The sequence below is a fragment of the Methylobacterium sp. J-077 genome, from assembly GCF_022829365.1.
Classification (GTDB): domain Bacteria; phylum Pseudomonadota; class Alphaproteobacteria; order Rhizobiales; family Beijerinckiaceae; genus Methylobacterium.
Window position 1 is genome coordinate 190462 of sequence record NZ_JAKSYJ010000196.1, and the last position, 13604, is coordinate 204065.

The 13604-nt window shown below is 71.9% G+C and carries 14 protein-coding genes; 12 read left to right on the forward strand and 2 right to left on the reverse strand.

What is annotated here, in order from left to right:
- The first annotated feature begins 64 nt into the window (after nt 1–64).
- The 7 genes from bla (at nt 65) to MKL11_RS23570 (ending at nt 6706) form a co-directional block, all read left to right on the forward strand.
- On the forward strand, nt 65–952 hold the full coding sequence (gene bla, locus MKL11_RS23540; protein WP_243947767.1) for a class A beta-lactamase: 888 nt from the start codon (nt 65–67) through the stop codon (nt 950–952).
- A 12-nt stretch (nt 953–964) separates the two neighbouring features.
- Nucleotides 965–1453, forward strand: coding sequence for a YbaK/EbsC family protein (locus MKL11_RS23545; protein ID WP_243947769.1), 489 nt, complete (start codon nt 965–967; stop codon nt 1451–1453).
- Nucleotides 1454–1524: 71 nt separating this feature from the next.
- Nucleotides 1525–1887 (forward strand): hypothetical protein, encoded by a 363-nt coding sequence (locus MKL11_RS23550; protein ID WP_243947771.1) that lies wholly within the window; start codon nt 1525–1527, stop codon nt 1885–1887.
- A 65-nt stretch (nt 1888–1952) separates the two neighbouring features.
- Entirely contained in the window at nt 1953–2801 is an 849-nt protein-coding gene (gene panC / locus MKL11_RS23555; RefSeq protein ID WP_313900775.1) for a pantoate--beta-alanine ligase, read from the forward strand.
- A 204-nt stretch (nt 2802–3005) separates the two neighbouring features.
- Nucleotides 3006–3920, forward strand: coding sequence for an alpha/beta hydrolase (locus tag MKL11_RS23560; protein WP_243947773.1), 915 nt, complete (start codon nt 3006–3008; stop codon nt 3918–3920).
- Nucleotides 3917–5287, forward strand: a complete 1371-nt coding sequence (locus tag MKL11_RS23565; RefSeq protein WP_243947774.1) for an MFS transporter — start codon at nt 3917–3919, stop codon at nt 5285–5287. Before MKL11_RS23560 ends, MKL11_RS23565 begins: the two co-directional genes overlap by 4 nt.
- Nucleotides 5288–5422: 135 nt before the next feature.
- A complete protein-coding gene (locus MKL11_RS23570; RefSeq protein WP_243947775.1) occupies nt 5423–6706 on the forward strand; it encodes an OprO/OprP family phosphate-selective porin in 1284 nt (427 codons plus the stop codon).
- Between the two features lie 22 nt (nt 6707–6728).
- Here the strand turns inward: MKL11_RS23570 and MKL11_RS23575 are convergent, their stop codons facing one another.
- Nucleotides 6729–8165 (reverse strand): EAL domain-containing protein, encoded by a 1437-nt coding sequence (locus tag MKL11_RS23575; protein ID WP_243947776.1) that lies wholly within the window; start codon nt 8163–8165, stop codon nt 6729–6731.
- Between the two features lie 302 nt (nt 8166–8467).
- On the opposite strand from MKL11_RS23575, the gene MKL11_RS23580 reads away from it, so the two are divergent.
- Together MKL11_RS23580 and MKL11_RS23585 are read left to right on the forward strand one after the other, a co-directional pair.
- Nucleotides 8468–9340 carry a MipA/OmpV family protein gene (locus MKL11_RS23580; protein WP_243947777.1) on the forward strand — a complete coding sequence of 291 codons (873 nt, stop codon included), beginning with the start codon at nt 8468–8470 and terminating at the stop codon, nt 9338–9340.
- A gap of 62 nt (nt 9341–9402) precedes the next feature.
- Nucleotides 9403–9624: a heavy-metal-associated domain-containing protein gene (locus tag MKL11_RS23585; RefSeq protein WP_243947778.1), complete on the forward strand. Its 222-nt coding sequence runs from the start codon at nt 9403–9405 to the stop codon at nt 9622–9624.
- Between the two features lie 37 nt (nt 9625–9661).
- Here MKL11_RS23585 and MKL11_RS23590 read toward each other — a convergent pair whose 3' ends face one another.
- Complete coding sequence (locus MKL11_RS23590) at nt 9662–9811, reverse strand: hypothetical protein (protein ID WP_243947779.1); 150 nt, start codon at nt 9809–9811, stop codon at nt 9662–9664.
- Nucleotides 9812–10186: 375 nt separating this feature from the next.
- Between MKL11_RS23590 and mnmG the strand changes: the two genes are divergently transcribed.
- The 3 genes from mnmG to MKL11_RS23605 are packed head-to-tail and all read left to right on the forward strand — an operon-like array spanning nt 10187 to nt 13598.
- Nucleotides 10187–12076, forward strand: coding sequence for a tRNA uridine-5-carboxymethylaminomethyl(34) synthesis enzyme MnmG (mnmG, locus tag MKL11_RS23595; protein WP_243947780.1), 1890 nt, complete (start codon nt 10187–10189; stop codon nt 12074–12076).
- Entirely contained in the window at nt 12073–12708 is a 636-nt protein-coding gene (rsmG, locus tag MKL11_RS23600) for a 16S rRNA (guanine(527)-N(7))-methyltransferase RsmG (RefSeq protein ID WP_243947782.1), read from the forward strand. Before mnmG ends, rsmG begins: the two co-directional genes overlap by 4 nt.
- On the forward strand, nt 12705–13598 hold the full coding sequence (locus MKL11_RS23605; protein ID WP_243947784.1) for a ParA family protein: 894 nt from the start codon (nt 12705–12707) through the stop codon (nt 13596–13598). The genes rsmG and MKL11_RS23605 overlap by 4 nt, the downstream gene beginning before the upstream one ends.
- The last annotated feature ends 6 nt before the right edge of the window (nt 13599–13604 follow it).

Here is a 13604-nt window from a genome sequence, read left to right on the forward strand (position 1 = left end):
CCATCGAATGGCCAAGCTAGGCCATCAGATTTCCAGCGATGCCGCCGACAGATCGAATCACGTCATGACTGCCTGGACCCGCCGCACTGCCTGCTTGAGCGTCTTCACCGCGCCGCTGATCCTGCGCAGCGGGCTCGCCCGTGCCGAGGCGTCTGAGCCTGCACTGACCGCCATCGAGGGCCAGCTCGGCGGGCGGCTCGGGGTCTCGGCGGGCACCCAGGCGGGCGTCCTCCTGAGCCATCGGGCGGACGAGCTGTTCCCGATGTGCAGCACCTTCAAAGTCCTGGCCGCCGCCGCCGTGCTGGCCCGGGTCGATGCGGGGAGCGAATCCCTGGACCGGGTCATCGCCTTCGGACCGCACGACCTCCTGAGCTACGCGCCGGTGACCCGGAAGGCTCTGGAAGCCGGCGGCGGCACCGGACGGATGACCGTGTCGGATCTCTGCGCCGCCGCGCTCGAATGGAGCGACAACAGCGCGGCCAACCTGCTGCTGGCGGCTTTGGGCAATCCCGCGGCGCTGACCCGCTGGCTCCACGGCATCGGCGATCCCGTCACCCGCCTCGACCGCGACGAGCCAACCCTGAACACCGCGCTGCCCGGCGACCCGCGCGACACCACCAGCCCGGCGGCGATGCGCGAGACCCTCGGGCGGGTGCTGCGCGGGTCCGTCCTGTCAGTCGCCTCGCGCGCGCGGCTGGAGGCCTGGATGGTCGCATCCCGGACCGGGCTGAAGCGCATCCGGGCCGGGCTGCCGCCGGACTGGACCGCCGGCGACAAGACCGGCACCGGCGACAATGGCACGTTCAACGACGTGGCGATCCTGCGTCCGCCGGGCCATGCGCCGGTCTTCGCCTGCGTGTACATCACCGGCGCCCAGGTCCCGGCCGAGGCGGTGGAGGCGGCCTATGCGGAGATCGGCCGGCTCGTCGCCGCACGGGCGGGCGCAGCCTGACCGAAGACCGCCATGGCCAAGACGCTCGCCAAGACCACCCGCGCGACCCAGGCCCTCGACAGGGCCGGCCTGCGCTACAGCCTGCACGCCTACGAGTACGACCCGGATGCCCCGCGCATCGGCCTCCAGGCCGCCGAAGCGCTCGGCATCGCGCCCGGCCGGGTGGTCAAGACCCTGATGGCGGCGGTGGACGGCAAGACTGTCTGCCTGCTGGTCGCCTCCGACAAGGAGGTCGCGATGAAGCGGGTCGCCGCGGCGTTTTCCGGCAAGGCGGCGGCGATGCTCAAGCCCGCCGACGCCGAGCGCCTGACCGGCTACCATGTCGGCGGCATCAGCCCTCTTGGGCAGAAGCGGGTGTTTCCGACCGCGATCGATGCCGGCTCGCTGTTGGACCCGGCGGCCGAGATCCACATCAACGGCGGCGGGCGTGGCCTGCAGATCCGCCTGACCGAGGGCGATCTTGTAGCCGCCCTCGCGGCTTTAGTGGTGCCGCTGACCTGAACCGCGCCGCAGGCGTAAGCCGCCGTTTACCCTGTTCCCGCACCCTGCCACGGAACGGGGACGGGTCGGGCATGCGGGTGACGGGGCGACACGCGATCGGGACGGCCCTCGGCCTGGCCCTGCTGATCACCGGGCACGGCGCACCGGCAGCGGATCTCGACGTGCGCGGCGGCTACGACACCGTGACCCGCAGCGGCCCCCGCTTCTTTCCGCGCAATGATGGGATCGACCGGCCGCCGGTCTACAGCCTTCGCACCCGGGCGGTTCCGGTGGGCTGCACGCCCCGCCGGGTGCCGGTGCCGACCAACGCGCAGGACGACCCGAGCTATGTCGGTTCCGAATACGGCCTGTCGCATCCGAGCTATTACGGCTTCACGCCGCCACTCGGCGTCGACGACCCGTTCGGCCGGTCCCTGCTGCCGTACTGCCCCTGAGCTCGGGCGGGTTCCACGCCAACGGATCATGCTCTAGATCGGCGCCCCGCCGCGGAGCCCGACCCGTGCCCGAATCGACCCCCCAGCGTTTCACCGATCTCGCCACCCTGCGCCGGACCGTGGCCGGTTGGCGCGCCGCAGGCGAGCGCGTGGTGCTGGTGCCGACCATGGGGGCACTGCACGAGGGCCATCTTGCCCTGGTGACCGAGGCCCGGCGGATCGGCCGGCGGGTGGTGGCGAGCATCTTCGTGAACCCGACCCAGTTCGGCCCGAACGAGGACTTTTCGCGCTACCCGCGTGACCTCGATGCCGATCTCGCCCTGCTCGGCCTGGCCGGCACCGACGCCGCCTGGACACCCGCCGTCGAGACTATGTACCCGGCGGGCTTCAGGACCCGGATCGATGTCGCCGGGCTGACCGAGGGGCTGTGCGGCCCGTTCCGGCCCGGCCATTTCTCCGGGGTCGCCACGGTGGTGACCAAGCTCCTGAACCAGGTCGGGCCGGACGTCGCGCTGTTCGGCGAAAAGGATTTCCAGCAGCTCCGGGTGATCCAGCAGGCGGTGGCCGATCTCGACCTGCCGGTGGAGATCCGGGGCGTGCCGACCGTGCGGGAGGGGGACGGCCTCGCCCTGTCGTCGCGCAACCGCTACCTCTCGCCCGCCGAGCGGGCGGTGGCCCCAAGACTTCACGCGGCGCTGGCCGAGATCGCCGCCGCGGTCCGGGGCGGCAGCCCGGTCGCCGGCCCGGTCGTCGAGGGACGCGCGGCGCTGGAGGCGGCGGGCTTCCAGGTGCAGTACCTCGCCATCTGCGACGCCCGGACCCTGGCGCCGGTCGAGCGGGTGGACGGACCTGCCCGGGTCCTGGTGGCCGCCTTCCTCGGCCGGACCCGCCTGATCGACAACGTGGCGGTCTAGGGTTCGTCCGGCGCGCCCGGGCGCACCGACGGGAAACCCGAGGTTTCAAAAGGTCCGTGACCTTTTGCGGGTGCAGGGCAGCGCCCTGCAATTTTTCAAGTCCGTCAAACCTCCAGTTGCGTCAGCAACGGGATCGCGCTCATCTTGGCCGATCACGTGGCTCCGGCCATCGTGACTGTATTCCCGCCGCGCCGAGAGCCGACGATGCCGACCCCTTCGCCTGATGCCAGCGACATCGACCGGATCCGCGCCCGCCTGGCGGCCAGCCCGCGGCCGGCCGATCTCGCGGCCCGCCGCGCCCGCGTGGATGCGCTGGGATCCCCTTACCCCCTGCCGGACGATGTCCATGTCCAGCCGGCCAAGGCCCGGGACGTGCCCGCGGAATGGACCGCGACGCCGGCGGCCGACCGGGACCGGGTGATCCTGTTCCTGCATGGCGGCGGCTACGTCTCGGGGTCGCTGGCGAGCCACCGCCACATGGTCGCCCAGGTGGGCCGGGAAGCGGGGACCCGCACCCTCGCCCTCGCCTACCGGCTCGCCCCCGAGCACCCGTACCCGGCGGCGATCGGCGATGCGCTCGCCGGCTATCGGTTCCTGCTCGAATCCGGGTTCGCGCCCGAGCGCATCGCCCTGGCCGGCGAGAGCGCGGGCGGCGGCCTCGCCGTGGCGACCGCCCTGTCGCTGCGGGCGCGGGGGATGCCCCTGCCCGGCTGCCTGTGGCTCAGCTCGCCCTGGACCGACCTCGCGCTCACGGGCGGGAGCCTGGACACCAAGGCCGCCATCGATCCGCTGATCAGCCGGGCCTACCTCGCCGAGCTGGCGAGTGCCTATCTCAACGGCGCCGATCCCGGGGACCCGCTGGTCTCGCCGATCCAGGCCGACCTCGCCGGCCTGCCGCCGACGCTCATCCAGGTCGGCTCCGCGGAGACCCTCCTCGACGATGCCCTGCGGCTCGCCGGAGTGGCCGCGGCGGCGGATGTGGCGGTGGAGCTGGAGGTCTGGCCGCACATGATCCACGCCTGGCACCTGTTCTACCCGGAGGTCGCGGCCGGCCGGCGCTCCCTGGCGAGCGCGGGGCGCTTCATCCGGGCGCGGCTGGACGGGGCGTCCGGCGCATGAGTGCCGGGACGGCGGGCGCGCGTCTCGTCGTCCTGTCGTGCGGCCTCGGCATGCTGGCCATCGGGATCAACGGCACGGCGATCATGACCGCCCTGCCGACCATGCGGCGCGATCTCGCGCTGGATGCCGGCCACCTGGCCTGGGCGGTGAACGCCTATCTCGTGGCGGCCGCCGCCTGCGTGATGCTGGGGGGCGCCATCACCGACCGGATCGGCGCCGCCCGGGCCTCCGTGGCCGGCCTGCTGCTCTTCGCCCTCGCCTCCGCCGTGATCGCGCTGGCGCGGGACGCGGACTTGCTGCTCGCCGGCCGCGCGCTCCAGGGCCTCGGCGCAGCCCTGTCGATTCCCAGCACCCTGGCGGCGATCAGCGTCGCGAGCCCGTCCGAACGCCGCGCGGCGGCGATCGGCGCCTGGGGCGGGTCCTTGATGCTCGGCTTCAGCATCGGACCGCTGATCGGGGGTATCCTGACCCATCTCACCGGCTGGCGCGTGATCTTCTGGGCGGACGGGACCGCCATCGTGCTGGCCGCCTGCGGCCTGTGGGTCGCGGGACCGCGCCGCCCCGCGGTGCCGGCAGCCGGGCGGTACCGGTTCGACGGGTTCGGCTTCGTGGCCCTGGCCGTCGCGATGGTCGCCACGATCTTCGCCCTGCAGGGGCTCACCCATGTCGGCCGGGCGCCTCTCCGGCTGGCCGTGCCGCTCGGCCTCGCGCTCCTGGCCTTCGCGCTGTTCGTGCGCCAGGAGCGGCGCCGGTCCGACCCACTGGTCGATTTCGGCCTGTTCGCGACGCGGGGCTTCAGGCCGGCCCTGGTCATCGCCACCACCGCGATGGTCTGCATCCTGCCGCTGCTGCTGTTCTTCAACCTCGAATCCCAGAGACCGGACGGCCTCGGCCTCAGCGCCATCGCCGCGGGGGCCCTGCTCCTGCCGATGAGCGCGGGCCTGCTCGCCTTCGCGCTGCTCGCCCCCCGGCTCGCGGCACGGTTCGGGGTGCGGCGGACCATCGGGGCGGCTTTGCTGGTGGTCGCCGCGGCGGCTCCGGGTGTGGCGTGGGCCTTCGGAGCCCGCACGCTCCCGCTCCTCGGGTTCGGGCTGTTCTGGCTCGGAGCGGGCCTGGCCGTGCCCTACGCGATCGCGCCGCGCCTGGCGCTGGCCGAGATCCCCGGGCCGCAGGCGGGCCAGGGCTCCGGCATCGTCAATAGCTGCACGCTGCTGGGCGGCAGCATCGGCGTCACCCTCGGCGCCGTGGCGTTCGGCACGGGCGGCTTTGCCCGGGTTATGGTTTTGCTGGCCTTCGCCGCCCTGATCGGGCTGCTGGCTGCCGCCCGATTGCCGTCCGCGCGACCGGCCGCGACTGGAAAGCCCTGACCCGGGATCCGAAGCTCGGCACGCGGCCGGCTATCCGTCACGGGGCCGTGGCCGCGGGATCACGCACGCGGTGATTCCGCCGTTCGCTGCCTGACGTGATTGGCGGGGCCTCCCTAACCTGCTCTGTGGCCCGCGATGGGAATACGCCGTGCCCCTGCCCTGCTGGTCCTGTCGCTGGCCGCCGCGTCGCCCGCCGGCGCGGCCGAGGACGCGATCGAGGGCATGGTCGGCCCCTCCGGCGAGCGCCTGCGCTATGACGCCAAGGGCCTCACGCTCGGCTTTCCCGAGCCGGAGGTGCAGCTCCAGATCGGCGGCCGCCTGCACATCGATGCCGGCGCGGCGAGCTTCAGCCGGCCGGGCCTGGCCGAGACCTTCCCCGACAGCGTCGCGGTGCGCCGCGCGTGGATCGAGCCGACGCTCACCATCGGCCAGGATTGGGTCGTCGCCTTCCAGTACGATTTCAGCGATCCGATCCTGCCGATCAACGACGCCTATATCGCCTGGAAGGGCCTGCCGGACACGATCCTGACGCTCGGCAACATGAAGGTGCCGTTCAGCCTCGAATGGCTGCAGAGCAACAACGATACGCTGTTCGCCGAGCGATCCCTGGCCAACGCCTTCGTGCCGGACCGCCGCTTCGGCTTCGCGGTCGGGCATCACGGGCAGGCCTGGACCGCCGTGGCGAGCGTGTTCGGCGACGCCGCCAGCAACGGCATCACCGGCGACGGGGTGGCGGCCGCGGGCCGGGCCACGGTGGCGCCGATCCTGGAGGAGCGGGAGACCCTGCATCTCGGGCTCGCCGGCATCATCCAGAGCCGCACCCGGGGCGACGGGCCTTTCAACGTCTCGACCCCGCCCGAAGCGTTCCTGTTCACGCGTTCCTTCGTCGACACCGGCGACCTGCCGGACGTGGCGCGTGTGTCCCGGATCGGCGCCGAGTTCGCCTATCGCAACGGCCCGTTCCTGGTGCAGGCCGAGTTTATCCGCGCCGCGATCGACCGGTTCGGCGGCCCGGGCGAGACCGTCCCCAGCCTCGCCTTCCAGGGCGGCTATGTCGAGGCCGGCTGGGTGCTGAACGGGGCGGGCCGCGCCTACGCGCTGGCCCCGAAAGGCGGCACCACCTACGCGACCTTCAAGGGCGTCCAGCCGCGGGACGACCAAAGGGTCTCCCGGGGCGGCTTCGGCGTGTTCGAGCTGTCCGCCCGCTACAGCGCCATCGAACTGAACGCCCGGGGGTTTCGCGGCGGCGCCGAGCGGGATATGAGCCTGGGCCTGAGCTGGTACCCCGAGCCGAACCTGCGCCTGATCGCGAACGTCATCCACGGCCGTGTGCAGCCGGGTGCGGCCCAGTCCGATGCCCTGGGCACCGCGCCGTTCTCGGTGGACACCGTCCTGGGACGCCTGCAGATTTTTTGGTGACGGGCGTCGCTCAAACGGCCAATCAGACGGCCCTGCGCAGGACCGAGCGGAACGGCCGCCGCTCGGGCTCCGGCTCGGCGGGCGGCGGGGTCGGCGCCTCGGGCAGGGGCGTGGCCAGAACCTCGGCGCGGACCGGCCGCGGCGCCGCGAAGGCCGTGCCCTGGGCGTAGGGCACGTCGAGGTCGATCAGGTCCGGCACGTCCGCCTCGTCGGTGATTCCGGTGGCGACCAGGCGGATGCCGGCCCGGGCCAGGACGGGCGCCAGATCCTCGATGGCGATGTCCGACAGCCTCCGCCGCTCCGGCCCCGGGCGCAGCAGCATCTCGGCCGGCACCTTGACCTGGCCAACCCCGAGCCCCGCGAGCTGGGCCACATCGAAGCGCAGATCGTCCACCCGGTCGAGACTGAACCCGATCCGGCCGCGCAGCGGCAGGAGCAGGCCCCGCTGCCCGCCATCGAGGCCGTGCCAGCTCGCCTGCGGCAGGGCGATCGCCAGCCCAGCCAGGGCGGCATCCTCCGCCACGGTGCGGGCCAGTTCCCGCAGCAGGCCGGGCTCGAACAGCGAGAGCGGTGACAACCCGTAGGTCAGCATGGTCTCGCTGCCCCGGCGGGCGAGGTGGCGCGCCACGACGGCGGCCCGCTGCAGCATGCGCCGGTCGAGCTCGGTGGTGCGGCCGTAGCGCTCCAACGCCGGCAGGAACGCCTCGGGCTCCATGAGCTGGCCCTCGACCCGCAGGCGGGCCAGGGCCTCGTAGGCCGTGACCTTGCGCTGGGGCAGGGTCACCACCGGCTGCAGGTGGATCTCCAGCGCGTCGGCCTCGAAGGCCCGGACGATCGCGGCCTCGCTCTCGGCCCAGGGCGCGGGCGCGCGGGGGGCCGGACGGGGCGGGATCGGCCGCGGCGCGGGGGCCGGCTCGGGCGGTGTTTCCGGGATGATCGGCCGAGCGGGCGCGACGGGCTGCGGCGCGGTCGGGGCCGTCGGCGGGATCGCGCTCGGACGGCTCGCGAGCGCCGGGCCCTCGCGTTCCGGGGCGGCCGGGCCGCGCACAGGCTCCTGGCGCGGCTCCGGCCGGTCCTTCAGGCTGGCGATCTCGGAATCCTGGGTGCTGACCACATGGGTCAGGTCGCGCACGATGCCGCTGAGCAGCCCGAGCTCGACGGTCAATTCCTCGACCTCGGCCCGGAGCGCGGCGTCGCCCGCCTCCGGCCGCGGCGGCACCGCGGCGGTCTCGGCCTTCAGCAGGCGCCGGGACAGCAGGTCGACCTCGCCGGACAGCTTCTCGCAGCGTGCCTTCAGGGAGGCGGTACGCGCCTGGGCGATGCCGGCCGCGACGACGGCGAGCGTGCCGAGCGCCAGGGCACTCATCAGCGGCGCGAACACCGCGAGCGGTCCGAGCACGACGAGCGCCAGAAGCCCGGCCGCCAACAACCCCGCGTACCGGCGGAGGACCGGGATCATCGTGACAACACCTAACAGGGGCCCGCACCCGCCGCCGGGAGAAGTCCCGGGCCATGATTCGGCGGGCGAAGACCGATAGCGCGATCTTTGTCGCCGCGCGGCTCGCCCGGCAAGGCGAGCGGGTGCGAATTCCGCCCGGTGTGATGCCGGCGCCCGCGGAAACGTTGCTGAATCGTCACGGGCGGCCGGTTTGCGCGCGATCGGGCGAGGGTTGCGCCGGGCGCTCATGTCGATGGGAAGAAAAGGCGGCATAAAGCGTGGCTATGACGATCGTGCCTCCAAGCGTTCCGAAGTGCGTCCCGATGTTCCGCTCCCTCCGTCGTGCCGCCTCGTCCGTCGGCGCCCTCGTTCTCGCCCTCGGCGCTGCGCCGACCGTGGCCGCGGATCTCGGAGCGGCGCCGTCGCGCCCGATGCCGGTCTTCACCCAGGTCGATCCGGGCGCCGTTGACCCGAGCATCTGGATCGTCACCGTCAGCGCCTCGCTCCAGGCTATCCCGCGCTATCCCGGCGCGTCGGACTACACCGCGGTGGGCTATCCCTCGATCGACATCCGCAAGGCCGGCGAGCCGCGCCGCTTCTCGACGCCCGACGACGGCTTCAGTTTCTCGCTCTACGACGACCCCGTGTTCCGGATCGGCCCGACCGCCCGCATCGTGCCGGGCCGCTATTACGGCGACGACCGGCGTCACCTGTTCGGCTTCCGGGACGCGCGCATCGCCCTCGAGCCCGGCGTGTTCGCCGAGTTCTACCCGACCTCGTTCATTCGCACCCGCGTCGAGGCCCGCCAGGGCGTGTACGGGCATCACGGCACGGTCGGCTCGGTGGCGGCGGACTACCTGATGGCGATGGACCAGTTCCTGTTCTCGCTCGGCCCGCGCTTCAATATCGGCGATGCCAGCTACGCCCGGAAATACTTCGGCGTGTCGCCGGCCGAGGCGGCGCTCAACGGCCGGGTGACCCCGTACAATCCCGGCAGCTTCTACTCGGCGGGCGTGCTCGGCGCCGTGACCTACACCCCGAACGAGACCTGGGCCTATACCGGCTATGCCGGCTACACCCGGATCCTGGGCGCGTCGGGCGACAGCCCGCTGGTGCGGCGCCCGTTCGGCAACCCCGACCAGTTCCAGTTCGGCCTGAAGATCGATTACGCGTTCCGCATGCCGGCGCAGTTCTGAGGCTCCTTGCACCGGCCGCGCCGCGCCCCGACATGCTGGCGACACGGTTCACGGAGGCCTGGATGGACGAGACGCACGCCGACCTGCTGATGCAGGTTGAGGGCATGACCTGCGACGGTTGCGCCGCCGCGGTGACCCGCGCGGTCAACCGGATCGACCCGGCGGCCGAAATCCGGGTCGACCGCGATTCCGGCCGCGTCGCGATCCGCACCGGCGCCCAGGCCCTGGTCATCGCCGAGGCCCTGACCAAGGCCGGGTACACCGCCACGGCCATGACCGGGTGAGACGGCTGCGGGGTTCGTCCTCTGGCCGCGGCGGGGTCTAGGCCCGCGTCAGGAACATCCCGGTCATCAGCAGCGCGAAGGCCGCCAGGCCGAACAGCCCTTCCTTGCGCTGCGTGGGGTCGAGGAAATGGGCGGCGGCCCCGGCCGCGCAGCAGGCGGCGCCCAGGCCGATCGTCAACGCGGACATAGCAATCAATCCCTCCTCATCGCGCGTCGCCCTCGACGCTGCGAGACAGTCCCATTCCCGGGGCCTGCCGGACGCCGTTGTCCGTTCAGGATTTCGTTTGTATTGGGATGCTGGCACGGCAAGCGAAAACGATCAAGACGCGAGTGATGTCTTGCGCGGCTGGGTAAGTCGGTCGCGAGGTGTGTGACCGACCTCGCGCTCGGCCGCCGTGACTTTCCGATCGATCGTGAATGCCGTATTCACTGCTGGGGCATGCGAAGCGCTCGCTTGCCAGCGATGGCAGCCGCCGAAACGACAGCCTCCTCCCCGCCTCGATCCAACGGTCCTGCGACCGGACGCGTTGACCGTCCCGGCCACGCCCGCGTAATCACCCGCATGCGCATCACCTCATCCGACCGGTTCGACGTCGTGGTCGTCGGCGGCGGCCATGCCGGCGTCGAGGCGGCCGCTGCGGCCGCGCGCTGCGGCGCCCGCACGGCGCTCGTCACCCACGACCCCGCCACGATCGGGGCGATGTCGTGCAATCCCGCCATCGGGGGGCTCGGCAAGGGCCATCTCGTGCGCGAGGTCGATGCCCTGGACGGGCTGATGGGCCGGGTCACGGATGCGGCCGGCATCCAGTTCCGGCTGCTCAACCGCCGCAAGGGACCGGCCGTGCGCGGTCCCCGCACCCAGGCCGACCGGAAACTCTACGCCGCCGCCATGCAGGCGGCCATCGCCGAGACGGACGGCCTCACCGTGGTGGCGGGCGCCTGCGAGGATCTGGTCCTCGACTCAGAGGGCCGGCTCTCCGGCCTCGTTCTGGCGGATGGCCGAGCGATCGCCTGCGCCGCCGTGGTGCTCACCACCGGCACCTTCCTGCGCGGGCTGATCCATATCGGCGAGCGCCAGATCCCGGCCGGCCGGGTCGGCGAGGCGCCGGCGATCGGGCTGGCCCAGACCCTCGACCGGCTCGGCCTGCGGCTTGGCCGGCTCAAGACCGGCACTCCGCCCCGCCTCGACGGTCGGACCATCGACTGGTCGGGCCTGGAGATGCAGGAGGCCGATGCCGAGCCGGTGCCATTCTCGACGCTGACCCAGAAGATCACCACGCCGCAGATCCGCTGCGGCATCACCCGGACCACCCAGGCGGTCCACGACCTGATCCGGGCCAACCTGCATCGCTCGCCAATGTATTCCGGCGGCATCGCCAGCCGGGGGCCGCGCTACTGCCCGTCGATCGAGGACAAGGTGGTCCGCTTCGGCGACCGGGAAGGTCACCAGATCTTCCTCGAGCCGGAGGGGCTGGACGATCCGACGATCTATCCGAACGGCATCTCCACGGCCCTGCCGGAGGAGGTCCAGCACGAAATCATCCGGCTGATCCCGGGGCTGGAGCGCGCCACGATCCTGCGGCCGGGCTACGCCATCGAGTACGATTACGTCGACCCGCGAGAGCTCGATGCCGGGCTCCAGGTGAAGCGCCTGCCCGGCCTGTTCCTGGCCGGCCAGATCAACGGCACCACCGGCTACGAGGAGGCGGCCGGCCAGGGGCTGGTCGCCGGGCTCAACGCCGCCCGCCGCGCCGGCGGCCTCGACTGTGCGACCTTCGACCGGGCCGAATCCTATCTCGGCGTGATGATCGACGACCTCGTGACCCACGGGGTCAGCGAGCCGTACCGGATGTTCACCTCTCGGTCCGAGTACCGCCTGTCCCTGCGGGTGGACAATGCCGACGAGCGGCTGACGCCGCGGGGAATCGCGCTGGGCTGCGTCGGCCGGCACCGGGCCGATCATTTTTCGGTCTCGCAGACGGAGCTTCGAGAAGCGCGCAGCCTGCTCGATTCTCGAAGCCTCACGCCGAATCAGGCGGCCCTGCAGGGCATCGGCTTGAACCGCGACGGCATCCGCCGCAGCGCGTTCCAGTTGCTGGCCTATCCCGAGATCGCCTGGGGACAGCTCGCTGCGATCTGGCCAGAGTTCGCCGAGACGTCGCCGCGCGTCGCCGACCGGCTGAAGACCGACGCGACCTACGCGGTCTATCTCGACCGGCAGAACGCCGACATCGCCGCCTTCCGGCGCGACGAGGCCGTGCGGCTTCCGGCCAGCCTGGATTATGCCGGGATCAGCGGCCTCTCGAACGAGATGCGGGTCAAGCTCGAGACCGTCCGGCCCGGCACCCTTGGCCAGGCCGCCCGGATCGAGGGGGTGACCCCGGCCGCCCTCACCCTGTTGGCTGCCCATGCACGGCGGGCTGCGCCCGATGCAGGGCGTCGCGCCTCGTGAGCGATCCGGACCGCGCCCGAATCCTGGCGGCCTCCGATGTTTCACGTGAAACAGCCGAGCTACTCGACCTTTACGTCGCTCAGCTCCGGCGCTGGCAGCCGATCAAGAACCTCGTCGGCCTGGCCACCCTGGCGGAGGTCTGGCGCCGGCATATCGACGACGCCCTCCAGCTCCTCGACCTCGCGCCCGACGCCGGGACCTGGCTCGATCTCGGCTCCGGGGCCGGCATCCCGGGCCTGATCCTCGCCATCGCGGGCCGCGACCGTGGCATCCGGGTCGATCTGGTCGAGAGCAACGCCCGCAAATGCGCCTTCCTCACCGAGACCGCCCGCCTCACCGGCGCGCCGGTCCGGGTGCGCAACGCCCGGATCGAGGCGGTGATCGGCGATTATCAGGGCGTCGAGATCGTTTGCGCCCGGGCCCTCGCGCCGATGGTGCAGCTCCTCGCCTGGACGGAGCCGCTGTTGAAAACGGGCACCACCGGGCTGTTTCCGAAGGGCCGGGACGTGCAAGCTGAATTGACCCAGGCGGCTGCGCAGTGGAGAGTCGTTAACGACCTCGTGCCGAGCCGGACTGATTCCGACGCCCGGATCGTGCGCGTCACTGCCCTCGCCGCCCCGAGCCATCGATGACCGAAGCGATCCTCGGCGATTCCGCCGACCGGTCCGTGGATCCGTCCAGCGATCCCATCTTGACCCCTGCCGAAAGACCGTCCGTGCGACATCCCCTGCGGATCCTGGCGCTCGCCAACCAGAAGGGCGGCGTCGGCAAGACCACGACGGCGATCAACCTCGGCACCGCGCTCGCGGCGATCGGCGAGGACGTGCTGGTGCTCGACCTCGACCCGCAGGGCAACGCTTCCACGGGGCTCGGCATCGACCGGGCCCGGCGCCAGGTCTCGACCTACGACGTCATGACCGGCGAGGCGACGCTCGCCGAGGCGGTGATCCCCACGGCGGTGCCGCGGCTGTCGATCGCGCCCTCGACCATGGATCTCCTCGGCCTGGAGATGGAGCTGGCTACCCTGCCCGACCGGGCGCACCGGCTGCGCGGCGTGCTCAAGGACATCGCCCAGGCCAAGGGCCTGGAGCGGATCAGCTACGTGTTGATCGATTGCCCGCCCTCGCTCAACCTGCTGACCATCAACGCGCTGGCCGCCGCCGACGCGGTGCTGGTGCCGCTGCAATGCGAATTCTTTGCGCTGGAGGGTTTGAGCCAGCTGCTGCGCACCGTCGAGCAGGTTCGCGGGGCGCTGAACCCGAAGCTGACCATCCAGGGCATCGTGCTGACGATGTACGATCCGCGCAACAACCTCTCCGCCCAGGTGGTGGCGGATGTGCGCGGCTTCATGGGCGACAAGGTCTACGAGACCGTGATCCCCCGCAACGTCCGCATCTCCGAGGCGCCGTCCCACGGCAAGCCGGCTTTGCTCTACGATTTGAAATGTGCCGGCAGCCAGGCGTATCTGCGCCTCGCCTCCGAGGTGATTCAGCGCGAAGGCCGGGTGCCGGCGGCGGCCTGATTGTGT